13 protein-coding genes are annotated in these 13795 nt (G+C 47.4%); 7 read left to right on the forward strand and 6 right to left on the reverse strand.

Features of this window, described 5'->3' with window-relative positions:
- Window positions 1–3: 3 nt before the first annotated feature.
- The 4 genes from H8K33_RS17415 to H8K33_RS17430 all read right to left on the reverse strand — a co-directional run bounded on the left by H8K33_RS17415 (window position 4) and on the right by H8K33_RS17430 (window position 3670).
- Window positions 4–1584 carry a formate dehydrogenase beta subunit gene (locus H8K33_RS17415; protein WP_186892342.1) on the reverse strand — a complete coding sequence of 527 codons (1581 nt, stop codon included), beginning with the start codon at window positions 1582–1584 and terminating at the stop codon, window positions 4–6.
- Window positions 1584–2087 carry an NAD(P)H-dependent oxidoreductase subunit E gene (locus H8K33_RS17420; protein ID WP_186892343.1) on the reverse strand — a complete coding sequence of 168 codons (504 nt, stop codon included), beginning with the start codon at window positions 2085–2087 and terminating at the stop codon, window positions 1584–1586. The genes H8K33_RS17415 and H8K33_RS17420 overlap by 1 nt, the downstream gene beginning before the upstream one ends.
- Before the next feature lie 594 nt (window positions 2088–2681).
- On the reverse strand, window positions 2682–3461 hold the full coding sequence (map, locus tag H8K33_RS17425; RefSeq protein WP_222613479.1) for a type I methionyl aminopeptidase: 780 nt from the start codon (window positions 3459–3461) through the stop codon (window positions 2682–2684).
- Window positions 3458–3670 carry a ParD-like family protein gene (locus H8K33_RS17430; protein WP_186892344.1) on the reverse strand — a complete coding sequence of 71 codons (213 nt, stop codon included), beginning with the start codon at window positions 3668–3670 and terminating at the stop codon, window positions 3458–3460. The genes map and H8K33_RS17430 overlap by 4 nt, the downstream gene beginning before the upstream one ends.
- A 279-nt stretch (window positions 3671–3949) precedes the next feature.
- Here H8K33_RS17430 and H8K33_RS17435 point away from each other — a divergent pair, with 279 nt between their 5' ends.
- From H8K33_RS17435 to H8K33_RS17455, 5 genes are all read left to right on the forward strand, one after another.
- The gene (locus tag H8K33_RS17435) at window positions 3950–4345 is read left to right on the forward strand and encodes a hypothetical protein (protein WP_186892345.1); all 396 of its coding nucleotides are present in this window, start codon (window positions 3950–3952) and stop codon (window positions 4343–4345) included.
- A 101-nt stretch (window positions 4346–4446) separates the two neighbouring features.
- Window positions 4447–5052 carry a hypothetical protein gene (locus tag H8K33_RS17440; protein ID WP_222613480.1) on the forward strand — a complete coding sequence of 202 codons (606 nt, stop codon included), beginning with the start codon at window positions 4447–4449 and terminating at the stop codon, window positions 5050–5052.
- Window positions 5053–5146: 94 nt separating this feature from the next.
- Window positions 5147–5674, forward strand: a complete 528-nt coding sequence (locus tag H8K33_RS17445) for a CPBP family glutamic-type intramembrane protease (RefSeq protein WP_186892347.1) — start codon at window positions 5147–5149, stop codon at window positions 5672–5674.
- A gap of 251 nt (window positions 5675–5925) precedes the next feature.
- The gene (locus tag H8K33_RS17450) at window positions 5926–6210 is read left to right on the forward strand and encodes a hypothetical protein (RefSeq protein ID WP_186892348.1); all 285 of its coding nucleotides are present in this window, start codon (window positions 5926–5928) and stop codon (window positions 6208–6210) included.
- Between the two features lie 23 nt (window positions 6211–6233).
- Window positions 6234–6821 carry a class I SAM-dependent methyltransferase gene (locus H8K33_RS17455; RefSeq protein ID WP_186892349.1) on the forward strand — a complete coding sequence of 196 codons (588 nt, stop codon included), beginning with the start codon at window positions 6234–6236 and terminating at the stop codon, window positions 6819–6821.
- Here H8K33_RS17455 and H8K33_RS17460 read toward each other — a convergent pair.
- Together H8K33_RS17460 and H8K33_RS17465 are read right to left on the reverse strand one after the other, a co-directional pair.
- The gene (locus tag H8K33_RS17460) at window positions 6818–7819 is read right to left on the reverse strand and encodes a response regulator (RefSeq protein ID WP_186892350.1); all 1002 of its coding nucleotides are present in this window, start codon (window positions 7817–7819) and stop codon (window positions 6818–6820) included. The two genes, H8K33_RS17455 and H8K33_RS17460, sit on opposite strands and share 4 nt — an antisense overlap.
- Entirely contained in the window at window positions 7816–11499 is a 3684-nt protein-coding gene (locus H8K33_RS17465) for a PAS domain S-box protein (protein ID WP_186892351.1), read from the reverse strand. Before H8K33_RS17465 ends, H8K33_RS17460 begins: the two co-directional genes overlap by 4 nt.
- 586 nt (window positions 11500–12085) lie before the next feature.
- Here H8K33_RS17465 and H8K33_RS17470 point away from each other — a divergent pair.
- Together H8K33_RS17470 and rbsK are read left to right on the forward strand one after the other, a co-directional pair.
- Window positions 12086–12703, forward strand: coding sequence for a uridine kinase family protein (locus H8K33_RS17470; protein WP_186892352.1), 618 nt, complete (start codon window positions 12086–12088; stop codon window positions 12701–12703).
- An 85-nt stretch (window positions 12704–12788) separates the two neighbouring features.
- Window positions 12789–13709, forward strand: coding sequence for a ribokinase (gene rbsK / locus H8K33_RS17475; RefSeq protein WP_186892353.1), 921 nt, complete (start codon window positions 12789–12791; stop codon window positions 13707–13709).
- The last annotated feature ends 86 nt before the right edge of the window (window positions 13710–13795 follow it).

Raw genomic sequence — 13795 nt, forward strand, 5'->3', positions numbered from 1 at the left:
CTCCTAGGCCTTGGTTTGATCCGACGCCGGATTTGCCGCAGCTAGACCAAAGTCTTGCGGATAATAGTTGAGTGCAGAGATCACCGGATTCGGTGTCATTCCACCGAGCGCGCACAGTGAGCCGTATTGCATGGTGTTGCACAAATCGCGTAAGAGTTTTTCTTGCGTAGGTTTGAGTGCAGAATTCGTATCAGCTTGCACCAAGCGTTCAATCACTTCGACACCGCGGGTAGAACCGATGCGGCATGGCGTGCATTTGCCACAAGATTCCAAGGCACAAAATTCCATCGCATAGCGTGCTAGTTTCGACATATCCGCCGAATCATCATGCACGACGATGCCGCCATGGCCCAAGGTCGCGCCGACCGCGGCATAGGCTTCGTAGTCAAAAGGCAGATCCCAATATTGCTCTGGCACATAACTACCTAAGGGGCCGCCCACTTGCACCGCTTTGATAGGACGGCCGCTGGCGCTGCCACCGCCAAAGTCGAACAAGAGTTCACGCAAAGTGACGCCGAAGGCTTTTTCTATCAAGCCACCAAAACGGATATTGCCAGTCAATTGGATAGGCAGTGTTCCAGTCGAACGACCGAGTCCAAAGTTTTTGTAGAACGCCGCACCGCGTTCGAGTATCAATGGCACCGACGCAAAACTAATCACATTATTGATAACCGTCGGCGCGCCGAATAAACCTTGTAAGGCGGGAATAGGGGGCTTGGCGCGCACCACGCCACGCTTGCCTTCTATGCTTTCTAACATGGCGGTTTCTTCACCGCATACATAAGAACCAGCGGCTTTGCGTACTTCCAGATGAAACGCGTAGTTCGAGCCAGCGATGTTATCGCCCAAGTAGCCTGCGGCTGTCGCTTGTTCAATCGCGCTTTGCATCACAGTCAATGCACGTGGATATTCGGAACGAATATAGATATAACCGCGTGTCGCCCCCGTCGCGATGGCGGCAATCGTCATGCCCTCGATCAGCATGTAAGGATCGCCTTCCATCGTCATGCGATCTGAGTATGTGCCGGAGTCACCTTCATCGGCATTGCAGACGATGTATTTTTGTGGCGCTGTCGCTGCGGCCACGGTCTTCCATTTGATTCCGGTTGGGAAAGCTGCACCACCACGTCCGCGTAAGCCAGAATCCAACACTTCTTGCACAATCTGCGTCGGAGTTAAATGTAGACAGCGGCGTAAGCCAGCATAACCTTGATGCGCCTCATAATCGCTTAAAGACAAGGGATCGGTCACGCCCATGCGGCTAAAGCACAAGCGTTCTTGTTTTTTGAGGTAGGGAATTTCCTCGGTCAAACCTAGCGATAAAGCATGGGTGCCGCCTTGCAAGAAATTCGCTGCAAACAGTGACGCCACATCTTCTATTTGCACTGGACCATAAGCAACACGACCTGCATCGGTTTGTACTTCAACCAGCGGCTCTAACCAAAATAAGCCGCGTGAGCCATTGCTAACTAAGTCGATAGAAATGCCGAGCTGCTGCGCTTGGGCGAGGATCGCTTCTGCGACTTCATCTGCACCTAAGGCGATGGCTGCGGTGTCTGCAGGCACATAAATACGCACACTCATTATGTGTTCTCCTTCGCAGATTGTGCTAATGCCGCACTGCGAGTTTGCTCATCGTGATGGCGTTCAAGCAGTTGATCAAATCGTGATGCATTCACTCGCGCATAGGGGCGTTCATTCACACTCATTGCAGGTGCTGTTGAACAGAGTCCTAAGCAATATACAGGTTCTAAAGTAATCGTACTGTTGCTGTTCGCATGTTGGCAGGCGTGCTGCCACAAAGCTTCTGCACCCATAGATTGACAAGCTTCCGCACGGCAAACTTGCACAATGGTCTTAGCCGGTTGCTCTTGACGAAAGTGGTGATAGAACGTGATCACGCCATGGACTTCTGCGCGCGACAAATTCAGCGCTTTGGCGATGATCGGTGTCGCGTCCGCTGGAATAAAACCGAGCTGATCTTGAATCGCATGAAGAATCGGCAGCAAGCCGCCTTGATTAAACTGCTTAGACTGGTGTTCGAGAATCGCGCTATGCACTGTCTCTCGTTGATGGTCGCTTAACATGGGCTGTCCGCATCTTGGTTGGGGAATTGAGAGAATGTCATTGCATCCTCCTTCGTATTCCATCATTGTGATAGAAAAAGCCACAATTTTCCAATTGAATTTGGATATAGGTGTTTCGTCCTTGATCTGCAGCGAAAAGTAGAGGCGTCAATGTCCCCTTTCCCGCAAGCGGGACAGGGCTAGGGTAAGGGTAGTTCAGATTGACGAAATGCATCTAAATGCTGCGTTCTGTATTGAAAGCGCATGCAGACTTGTAGGGCGGGTGAAACCCGCGCTGCTTAGGTGCTCGAGGGGCTGGCGGCGCGGGCTTCACCCGCCCTACAATTTTATATCCTTAGCGTAATGGCAGTAAGGCCTAAGCAATGCACACAAATACCCAACATAGAGAGATTGAGTAACTCAGACCGTGTTCATCGTAATACCGGTCAAGGCATTCAATGTCATTCCTGCGCAGGCAGGAATCCAGTGGCGTTCGTCACTCGACCACAGACCCTGGGCTCCTGCCTACGCAGGAGCGACATTCATTTTTTACGATCAAATAGACTTATATAGATTTTGATGAATTCAAGGCGAGCGATGGCATCAGGGTTAGCCTCAACCCCCAAGCTTCTCATCAGAGCGCAAAGTCAGCACCCGCACACCATCTTTGGTCACTGCGACAGTATGTTCAAATTGCGCAGACAATTTGCCATCGACCGTCACAACCGACCAGCCATCGTCCTCGGTATCGACCGCTGCCTTCCCTTGGTTAATCATGGGTTCGATGGTAAACACCATGCCTTCACGCAGTGTCAATCCGGTGCGTGGCTTACCCCAATGCAGCACTTCTGGTGCTTCGTGCATTTCACGACCAATACCGTGACCACAATACTCGCGCACCACCGTGTAACCATGTTTGCGCGCATGGCTCTCAATCGCAAAGCCGATATCGCCTAAACGCGCACCAGGCCGCACAGTCTTGATGCCTTTCCATAAAGCTTCATACGTCACTTGCACCAAACGCTTTGCCGCAGGCGCAACCTCACCGACCAAATACGTCTTACTGGAATCCGCAATAAAACCATGCTTCTCCAGCGTGATATCAAAATTCACGATATCGCCATTTTGCAAAATCTCAGTAGGCGAGGGCACACCATGGCAGACAACTTGATTGCGCGAAGAATTCAATGCATACGCATAGCCATATTGCCCCTTGCTCGCGGGACGCGCCTGTAAATCATGCGTGATGTAATGATCAACCAAATCATTCACTTGCATGGTCGACATCCCAATCAAATGACATTGATCTAGGTGGGTGAACACTTGCGCTAACAATTTGCCCGCTTCTGCCATCAAGGCAATTTCATCGGCTTGTTTAATGATGGTACTACTCATGCGCTCGCCACCCGCAAAGCCTGCGTCTCCACCCCCGCAGCCCGCATTTCTTCCGCCATGATTTGCTGAAAACTCAAGGTTGGATGCATCTCACACAGCATACCAATCTTGATCCAATACGCCGCTTGCGCATTAATCGAACGGCAAGAAACCGTACTCGCCTTACGCATTTGATCGTGCAGTTCCTCGTCAATATTGACTATGCCCATGAAATTTCCTTGATATGGTATGAATATGAATCGTATGTGAAGTATATATTCTGAGCGTAGTATTGTGCAAGCAAATATTGCCGATTTAGCTGCGCTGAATTACGCCTATCGCAAAAAATGCGCACGCCTCTTTTGTCGATTCTGTTATACCGCGAAGTGAGTAGACATTATCAAGCTATGCAAAGCTGGATAAGGGCTTTTAGCAACTTGGAACTTTGTTGATCAAATTTTAAGGATGTGTTAACGTTGGTTTTTTTACTTTAAAACAAGTTGGGCGTCATGAACGTAGTCGCATACAAATCTGTCGGCCTAGTGAGCTTCGGTATCGGGCGAGCCGACTTAGTCAATCTGCTTGGAGCACCGGAGAGCGAAGAAAAGTCCCGAATCTGGGCTTTCGAATTACGTTACCCGGCAGGTGTGTATCGGTTTGATTCAGTTGGCCAGTTGAAAGAAATCTCAGTTGATGTCCCTGTATTTGAAGTCGACGGCGAGAGCATCTTGTTTGAAAATCTTCGCACCTTCCTCGAACAGCGCGACAAAGAGATATTCGAACGTGTCGGGTTCTTGGTAAGCCCGAGGTTTGGTTTGGCGTTTGATCATTACTTCCCGTCGTGGGTCACTGCTTTCCCACGAGAAGAGCTTCAGCTTTGGCGCTCAATTGGGAGCAAAAATTGACGCTGACGCCCAACAGGACATTCGAAGGTGAAGCCGTGATATTGTTTCGTCTTCGAATTGGCTGCTTCGCGCGGCTCACCTCAACTTTGCGTTGTGTGTCAATGAAGATATTTCCACTGTTAGCCTTTTTTATCGTTACGTCGATAGTTCCAGCAACGACTTATGCCGCCAATGCTTGTTCTGCGGTGTCTTCGGTACTACCCTCGGTTAGTTCTGCGGATCTTGACGGCTGCGTTTGTGATAGCAACCTCAGAAATCTTCATAGTAGCCTAGTTCCACCGTTCCGCATCGTAGCTGCTTGTAATCTTAAGTGGAGTTCAGGCAAGCCTATTAATTTAGCTACGCAACAAATTCACCTTCATCAATTTACAAATGGAGACTATCCATTAGGTACAATATTTGTATCAGGGGCCGCCACATTTAACGGTGTCCTTACGAATAATGAAATGGGAGCTGTTTCTGTGCGTCTCAACAAGTCATTAATGCGTAATTGGTCAGTACCTTTGTTTTACCAATTGAATGTGGATGAGCTTCCAAAAAATGTCCTAATTCCAAAACATTTGGGCAATGTGAGTTGCTTAGAAGGGCGAGCATCGCTAACTGTGAAAGGTCTTCGGATTGTAATGGGCGAGAACGATGAAGCAGGAGTGTGGCCTTTAGAACACATTTTCCGTAAAGCTTCACTAGAGAAAATTTGCACGATTTGACACACGACATGACATTCGAAAATGACACGCGAATACGCGCTTTTCTAAAATCTATTGATCGGCGCACGCGCCTTTCAATTCGGCGTTGGGCATCATGAACAAGTCTGCTTCCATGCTTGTAGCCACTTTGCGAAGACAAGTTACAGTTCGCCCTATTCGCGGTGTAATCCTGCTAGGCTTTATCTTAGCCGTTGGCAGCCTTCTCTTATCAGGTATGACATATGCTGGACTAAGTCTGATACTTCCGTTGTCTGCGTGGGGTGATTCGGCAGGAAAGCAGATTTTCGGGCAGTCAGATTGGGTTATTTTCTTCGTTGGGGTTTTATATATTCCGCTTCTGGAAACCTTGCTTGCGCAGGTATTGCCCATTGAGATCATTCGTCGAGTTGGTGGTGGAAGCGTCGCGTGCATTGTCGTAAGTGCCCTGTTGTTTGGTGGTGGCCACTATCTCAATGGTGGCCTTGCACACGGGCTGACGACATTGTCTGGTGGTCTTGTATTTGCGTTTGCTTATGTCTTTGCTCGACCGCATGGCTTTTGGGCGGCGTTCATCTCTGCGTGCACCGCACATATAGTGCATAACTTTTTTCTTCTGTTTGTGGCTATTCGACTATTCTCGTAATAGATTTAGTTCGCATGATCGTCAACGCTTTGATCGATTAGCCAATTTTTGGCAAGCCACTCATGCTCAAACGTTACTGAGCGTCATAAAATCTTTTAATTTCTTGATGCTCTTTTTGAAGATGACTCGCGCGCATATTTAAAACAAACGTTTCCAATATGTGCAATATCTTTCAAAAAACTGCTAGATTAGTCATGCAAGAAATTTTGTAATAAATTAGATCAAACACAAACACACCAAATTAAAACCCAATGGAAAACACCGATTACATCTGGATCATCACCAACCTAACAGGCATCGCAATGGGTCTATTGTTTAAACCGAAAACCTCAAGCTTGATCGTGCTGGTGTTGTTGATTTTGGGTACGATAGTATTTTTGATTGGCATTTATGCTGCTTGGATTCCAGCCGAGCATTTATGGTCGTTGGTGATGGCAGTGCCGATGGCGATTACGGTGTTTGGTGCGGCGGTGTTGACTAGCCTTTGTGTGTTTTTGCTGAAACGTGCACTTGGTCGCTCTCGCTCCCAGTCATAGTATCGATTCATATTTTCCAACAAATGACATCCACTGATTCCGCCATCGCCTACGAACAGCACGCAGAAGAATTTTTGCATGCCCGTGATGGTTCGGTGATTGGCATCGAGGTTTTGCAAACTTGGTGTGCCAGTTTAAGTCCTGATGCGGAAGTGCTGGAGCTGGCGTGCGGTGGGGGCTTGCCAGTGACGCGGATTTTGCAGAATGCGGGTTTGCGTGGTTGGGCAATCGATAGTTCGCCTACTTTGCTGGCGCAATTTCAGCAGCGGTTTCCGACGATCACTGTTGAATGTGCGCGGGTGCAAGATAGTTTGTTTTTTTCGCGATCATTTGATGCGGTGTTGGCGATTGGTTTGCTGTTTTTGCTCAAAGAGGCAGATCAAGTGGATCTGATTCGTCGCGTTGCTGTGCACTTAAAAATCGGCGGTCGTTTCTTATTTACCGCGCCGACACAGCGCTGCGAATGGACTGATGCAACGACAGGGATCGTCTCGTACTCGCTTGGGCAAGAGGCTTATGCGGCTTGCTTGCAATCGCTTGGATTAAGCCTTATTCATCGTTTTGTGGATGAGGGCGGTAATCATTATTATGAAGCGCAACGCCTTGTTTAGTTCGCCGTTTCTTCTGCGTATTTCTCTTTAATTTCTACCATCGCTGGCAATTGCGCGATAAATAAATCGACCAATTCAGGATCGAAGTGTTTGCCTTTCTCGCTTTGTAGTAAATCGACGGCGGCTTGTACTTCCCAGGCTTTTTTGTAAGGACGGATTGAAGTCAATGCATCGAACACGTCGGCAATCGCGACGATACGCGCTTCGATAGGAATTGCCTCACCTGCGATACGGTGTGGGTAGCCGCTGCCATCAAATTTTTCGTGATGGTAGAGCGCAATGGTGCGTGCCATTTGCAGTAAGGGCGAATCGTGTTCGCCCAAAATTTCAGCGCCCATCAGTACGTGTTTTTGCATCAATGCCCACTCGTCTTGATCGAGTTTGCCGGGCTTGAGCAAGACATGATCAGGGGTGCCGATTTTGCCGATGTCATGCATTGGTGCGGCATGAAATAGTAGGTCGGCTTGGCTTGCGCTAAAGCCTGCGGCCAGGGCGAGCAAACGCGAATAGTGGCTCATGCGTATCACGTGTAGGCCGGTTTCATTGTCGCGATATTCGGCAGCGCGTCCTAAGCATTGAATGATTTGTAAGCGCGTTTTTTGTAATTCATCTGCGCCGACCAATGAGAGATGGGTCTTAACCCGCGCACGTACGACTGGTGGGCTGATGGGTTTGGTGATGTAGTCAACTGCGCCAACTTCAAAGCCTGCTGATTCGTCGCTGACTTCGCTTAGGGCGGTGACAAAAATCACGGGAATCGATTTGGTCGCTGGATTGGCTTTGAGCAGTTTGCAGGTTTCCAAACCAGTTAAACCTGGCATCATCACGTCTAACAAAATCAAATTCGGCGCTTCTTCTTGTGCCAGTTTGAGCGCTTTTTCACCATCGAGCGCAAACAGTAAACGATAATCTTCATGTAAGACTTGGCGCAAGATTTGCAGATTGGTAGCGGCATCATCAACGATGAGAATTTTCGGCCGTTCGTCTGTTTGTTTCATTTTGCATTCCCTTGGTGACGATAGTGATCGTGTAAATTGTTAACCATCGCTCTTGCTGCCTCAAAGTCGAAAGAATTGACAACCTGATCGAGTGCATCAAAGTCTTGTTTCGGTAATCGTTCTGAGAGAGCGCTGAGTACAGTTTCGGCAAGCTCACCATGCGCTAAGGCTTTATCTAATTCGAGCAAAAGTGGCAGCAGATCGGATGCTTCAACGGGTTTACTGATCGCTTCAGATGGCATGATCTTACTTTCAAACTCACCTAATGTTTCGGTGACATTCATTAATTCATCAGCGAGTTGATCGAGTGTAGGTTTGATTTCTTCGAGTGATTTCGTCGATATTTCAGTTTCTATTGTGGTGCAAATATTGCTTACGCGTGACAATGCAAGATTGCCGGCGGCACCTTTGAGTTTGTGTACAAGCGCAGCGAAGTCCGTCGGTTGTTTGAGTAGCGTACGTAAACGAGGCACAGAGTCGCGGAAACTACTTAAAAATTGACGTATCGCTTCGCGGTGACGTTGTTCGTTACCCCAAAGATTCTGTCCGCGGCTCCAATCAATGACGGAGCCACTCAATTGTTGTGCGATCTGGGTATGCGTCGCTGATTCCAACACAGGGATCTCAATTTTTAGCAAACGCGCGATTTCTTGGCTTAAGCGGAGTAGATCAATTGGCTTGTGTGCAAAACCATCCATGCCCGCTAACTTTGCCGCCTTGATATCGGCTTCCAGAACGCTGGCAGAAAATGCGATGATTGGTGTTGGCGTGAGCCCTTTCTGTGTTTCCAAAAGACGAATGAATTGACTCGCCTCCAGTCCATTCATCACTGGCATTTGTACATCCATTAAGATGATGTCAAATTGCTGTTGTGGAAAAATCTTGACTGCTTCTGCGCCATTACGTGCGGTTGTGATGGTGTGACCAAGTCTGCCTAACATAACTTGTAATAGTTCGAGATTTTGAGGAACGTCATCTACTGCAAGAATATGGAGCGGAGGTAAAGTGATGATGCTTTGTTCTTCGTTTGTGTGAACTGCTTCGCCCAGTAAAAGAGGTAGCTCAACATGAAATTGACTGCCGACGCCAATTTCGCTCTCTACCCAGATACGTCCGTGCATTAGCTCAATCAATTGGCGCGAGATGGTAGTACCGAGTCCAGTGCCGCCGAACCGACGACTCATTGAAGCATCGGCTTGCGCAAATGGATCGAAAATGTGATTGATGCGATCTGGTGCGATGCCGATGCCAGTGTCTTGCACAATAAGATGTAACTTGTTTTCCTGCATCGAGACATGAAGAACTACCTCGCCTTTTTCGGTGAACTTGATCGCATTGCCGATTAAATTTAAAAGAATTTGCTGTAGGCGTAAGGCGTCACCTTGGAAGAAATCAGGTATCGTTTCTGGATAGTTCAGAACGAGTGGCAATGCTTTTGCTTGTGCATTGATACGCAAGGTTGCCATTACTTGCATACAGACTTCGCGCAGTGAAAAATCGCGGATTTCTAATTCAACCGCACCGTGTTCTAACTTGGCGGTATCTAAGATATCGTTCAGCAGCGTCAGTAAAGAGCGCGCCGAATTACGGACGGTACTCAAGTGACGTCGTTGGCTATCATTGACTGGCTCACTCAACAACACATCCGTAAAACCAAGAATCGCATTCATTGGTGTGCGAATTTCATGACTCATATTCGCGAGAAAAGTATTCTTGGCTGCTGCCGCATGTTCCGCTTTGGCTTTTGCTTCACGCAGATCTTGTTCCATCATGTGGCGTTCAGAAAGATCGCTAGCGAATTTGATGATTTTATATGGCCTGCCTTCTGGGTCAAAGATCGGGTTGTAGCTACCATGAATCCAGATTTCTTGACCATGTTTGCCGAAGCGATGGAAGTCACCAGAGGTGCTGATACCTTTGCGTAAGGATTCCCATAGTTGTTGATAATCGGCAGATTTCACTTCGCTCCGAGCACAAAGCAGTGAATGATGTTGGCCTAATAATTCCTCTAAGGTATAGCCAGTGATCGTTAGGAAATTTTCATTTGCATTGAGGATGTTTCCTTTCAAATCAAATTCAATCACGCCAAGTGAACGACTAATTGCATTGACTACGCATTCAAATTCTGCGTTCCTTCGTTTGCTATCCGAGATATCGACAATGACGCCATCTATCCATTCGATTTCACCGTCTGCGCCGCGTACTCCACTGGCGCTTTCAGATACCCAGTGCTCTTTGCCACTTCGGTCAACGATGCGATACTCCAGCATATAGGTTTGCCCGCTATAGAGTTTTTCACTGACTATGCGGGAGGTCCATTCCACATCATCGGGATGCAATAGTTGAGCAAAGGTCTTTTTCCCAGAAATAAAGTCTTCTGGTTTCCATCCCGTCAGACGTTCGACTGCATCACTAATGAACAGCATGCTCCAGTCTTGGTCTAGCCGACAGCGAAACGCGATGCCAGGCAAGTTGGCGATCAATGAACGATATTGTTGCTCGCTGTTTCGCAGCGCTTCTTCCATTTGTCTGCGTTCACTAATGTCGGTAATGAAACCGACAAATAAAGTTTCGTTTTGAAGGTTTGCCTCACCCAGTGCGAGCCGCATTGGAAATGGCGTGCCATTCTTGCGCAAGCCCATCACTTCACGTCCAGAACCGACAACTTTTAAATCGCCGTTGAGTAAATAAGTGCGCAGATCATCATTGGAATCTTTGCCCTTTGGTGGAGGAATAATGGTTTGAACAGTTTGCCCAATAATCTCACTAGCCTGCCAACCAAAGATGGTTTCAGCCGCACTATTAAAAGCACGCACGATACCTTTGCTATCGATGGTAATGATGCCATCCACCGCAGTTTCAACGATGGTGCGGGTGCGTGCTTCTGTGTGTACCATGCGTTGATAAATGCTGCGATAACGCAGCAAGATATTGCCCGCGACTGTGATCAGAATCGCGAGCGTTGTGATTCCCGCAATGGAGAGTGCCAAATCAAAATTCTCGGTTGGCGCGAAATTAGCATTCGGATTATTTAAAAAATGCGTGGCTTTCATGCCAGTGTAGTGCATGCCAGATATCGCAATACCAAGCACAATTCCACTGATGATATTGATGTGATTAGGCTTGAGTCGTTGATGCGCGATCAGTTGGAAGCGCAACCATAAAGCAGAAATCGACAGGGCAACCGCAACGACAATGGAGATGCCAAAAATAATCGGGTCAAATCGTAAAACTAATGATTTGTGTACCGCTGCCATCCCACTGTAATGCATCACGCCAATGCCAGCGCCGACTAATATGCCGCTGACGATCAGTTGCCAGCGCGTGACCCGTTCTTTGGCAATCAATAAAAGGGCGACCCACGACGCTAAAAAACTAGGCAACATGGATAGTACGGTGATGATTCTGTCGTAACGCGCTGTGCTGCAAACACTAAAAGCCAGCATGCCGATAAAGTGCATGGACCACACCCCAGATCCCAACACGAAGGCACCAGACAATAAATAAATTTGTCGGTTAAACGGTCGTTTTTCGGTGCGCGCCATGCCCGCTAGCTGGAAGGCCATAATGCCAGCCAACACCGCAACAAAAAGTGAAAGAGCTACTAAAGGATGATTATATTCACCGTTGAGTAGTGGCAGCGACTGGCTATCGGATAAGAAAAAACGGTGAATTTGCATGTTGAGCTTTTCAGTCTATGGGCTTCGCCCGAAGTGTGGGAAACATGAATGTCAAAAAGCTTACTTTGTGGCAATTGATTCTATTCGCTTCAACTTAAAGTCGCAAGCGCAGTTGATGCCTTGATCTTATGGCACGGTGTATTGCAAGCCGTATTTCGGATTCTTCGGATTTTAGAGAAATGAAACATGACTCGTTTTATCCGTGTTGAGTATGGCCATGGTTTGGGGTTTTGAAGAAGACCATGTACAGATAAAAAAATCACGATCATTTCCTAGCAATTGAATGGCATTTGTCAAGTTTTTAAGTTGATATGCAATTTAAGCATGATGTGAATAAGTATGGAAAACCGCTATACTTTCGTCTTCATAAAATCCGGTCATTGTAAATATTTGGTTTGAAACTGCATGTCATGTCAGTCATCAAACAAACGCAAGGACGTTCTTCATTGTCCGCAAATACACCTTTGATGCTTGGTTCGGTCTGTATTAGTTTCCGCACCTGACTTTGCCGGTCACAGTCAATCATAATCAACTAAGCTTAATCACGCTTAGTTGATTTTTTTATTTGAAGTTAGGTATTACATCGATGAAACCATATCTTGTCGGCATTACCGGCGGTAGCGGTAGTGGCAAAACTACATTTATCAATTCCTTATTGGCAGCGATGCCAGCAGGAAGTGTTGCGCTGCTGTCGCAAGATAATTATTACAAGTCAATCGATCAACAATCGCAAGATGAAAATCGTATCGAGAATTTTGATATTCCATCGTCACTCGATCTCGATAAGTTCTATCAAGACGTTTTGCGTTTGCGCGATGGTCAGGCTTTAGAGATTAAGGAATACACCTTTAATAATGCCGATGTCGTCCCGAAAATTTTTCATATTCCAGCGTCACCGATCGTGTTGTTGGAAGGTATTTATGCCTTACATAATCCAGCCTTGTATGACATTATCGATTTAAAAGTCTTTATCGATGCAGAGGAACATCATCGTCGCTATCGCCGTGTGCAGCGCGATGCGGTTGAACGTGGTTATGATCAGGATGATGTCTTGTATCGCCTCAGTAATCACCATCAACCAGCGTTTGAAAAATATATTCTGCCGCACCGTAGCAATGCCGATATCGTGATTCCAAACAATCATGGTTTCGATAAAGGTCTGGAAATGTTGAGCGTGTTTTTGCAATCGAAAATTACCAACTAACTTGTAGCTACTTTTTAGCAGTTAAGAGTGAGTGTAGTAGTGTAAAAACCGGAAAAACGATGGTTTGTTTTTTAAGGTGCAGCTTATGAAGCAGAAAATTGCGGTGGTTGGCAGCATCAATATGGACTTGGTTTTCAAGATTCCACGCATGCCCTTACCCGGTGAGACTTTGATGGGACACAGCTTTCATCTGGTACATGGCGGAAAAGGTGCGAATCAGGCGGTCGCGGCAGCCCGAATGGGCGCAGCTGTGAGTTTGGTTGCCTGTGTCGGCGATGATGCGAATGGCCAAAGCTGCCTGCACGCCTTGCAAAAAGATGAAATCAATGCATCGCATGTGCGGGTGATTCCCGATTGTGCAACTGGTGTTGCCGGAATCTTGCTGGATGATGAAGGACAAAACAGTATTGTATTAGCAACTGGAGCAAATGCTCTACTTGATCTGGCGGACATTGATTGTGCTGATAGCACTATTGCACAAGCTAAACTGTTATTATGCCAACTGGAAACACCACTCGCCAGCGTGTTACATGCGATGGCAAGTGCGAAGCAGGCGAAGCTGAAAGTGGTATTAAACCCAGCCCCAGCGCAAAAGTTGAGTGATCAAATTCTTGCGCAAGTCGATTACCTGGTTGTCAACGAAACAGAAGCCGCCTTGTTGAGTGGATTGGCAGTCTGTGATCTGGCGACGGCGCAGCTTGCTGCTGCAGTTTTGCAGCAGCGCGGTGCTGGTGTTGTGATCGTCACGCTTGGCGCAATCGGGATATGGGTGGCCGCACCGGATCAGGCGTATTCTTTGCCAGCTTTTAAAGTGGAAGTGGTCGATACGACTGCTGCCGGAGATACTTTTGTGGGTAGTTTTGCCGTGGCGATTGCAGAAGGCATGGATTTGTGTGCAGCATGTATGTTTGCACAAAGTGCGGCAGCCTTGGCAGTCACCAAGTTGGGCGCGCAAACTTCGATTCCCTATCGGCAAGCAGTAGAGCAGCAGTTACAAAATAAGTGAATATCCTATAATTCGAGCGAAATAAGTAATCAGGCCAATCAATAAATCAGTAGCTAGGTCGTTCATCCAACGACACCAGCGAATGA

The sequence above is a fragment of the Affinundibacterium amnicola genome (assembly GCF_014284275.1).
Classification (GTDB): Bacteria; Pseudomonadota; Gammaproteobacteria; order Burkholderiales; family Burkholderiaceae_D; genus Undibacterium; species Undibacterium amnicola.

Bases quoted from the DNA above. Each gene is read 5' to 3' on its own strand.
- H8K33_RS17415 (WP_186892342.1), bottom strand. From the start codon at position 1,584: ATGAGTGTGCGTATTTATGTGCCTGCAGACACCGCAGCCATCGCCTTA.
- H8K33_RS17420 (WP_186892343.1), bottom strand. From the start codon at position 2,087: ATGTTAAGCGACCATCAACGAGAGACAGTGCATAGCGCGATTCTCGAA.
- map (WP_222613479.1), bottom strand. From the start codon at position 3,461: ATGAGTAGTACCATCATTAAACAAGCCGATGAAATTGCCTTGATGGCA.
- H8K33_RS17430 (WP_186892344.1), bottom strand. From the start codon at position 3,670: ATGGGCATAGTCAATATTGACGAGGAACTGCACGATCAAATGCGTAAG.
- H8K33_RS17435 (WP_186892345.1), top strand. From the start codon at position 3,950: ATGAACGTAGTCGCATACAAATCTGTCGGCCTAGTGAGCTTCGGTATC.
- H8K33_RS17440 (WP_222613480.1), top strand. From the start codon at position 4,447: ATGAAGATATTTCCACTGTTAGCCTTTTTTATCGTTACGTCGATAGTT.
- H8K33_RS17445 (WP_186892347.1), top strand. From the start codon at position 5,147: ATGAACAAGTCTGCTTCCATGCTTGTAGCCACTTTGCGAAGACAAGTT.
- H8K33_RS17450 (WP_186892348.1), top strand. From the start codon at position 5,926: ATGGAAAACACCGATTACATCTGGATCATCACCAACCTAACAGGCATC.
- H8K33_RS17455 (WP_186892349.1), top strand. From the start codon at position 6,234: ATGACATCCACTGATTCCGCCATCGCCTACGAACAGCACGCAGAAGAA.
- H8K33_RS17460 (WP_186892350.1), bottom strand. From the start codon at position 7,819: ATGAAACAAACAGACGAACGGCCGAAAATTCTCATCGTTGATGATGCC.
- H8K33_RS17465 (WP_186892351.1), bottom strand. From the start codon at position 11,499: ATGCAAATTCACCGTTTTTTCTTATCCGATAGCCAGTCGCTGCCACTA.
- H8K33_RS17470 (WP_186892352.1), top strand. From the start codon at position 12,086: ATGAAACCATATCTTGTCGGCATTACCGGCGGTAGCGGTAGTGGCAAA.
- rbsK (WP_186892353.1), top strand. From the start codon at position 12,789: ATGAAGCAGAAAATTGCGGTGGTTGGCAGCATCAATATGGACTTGGTT.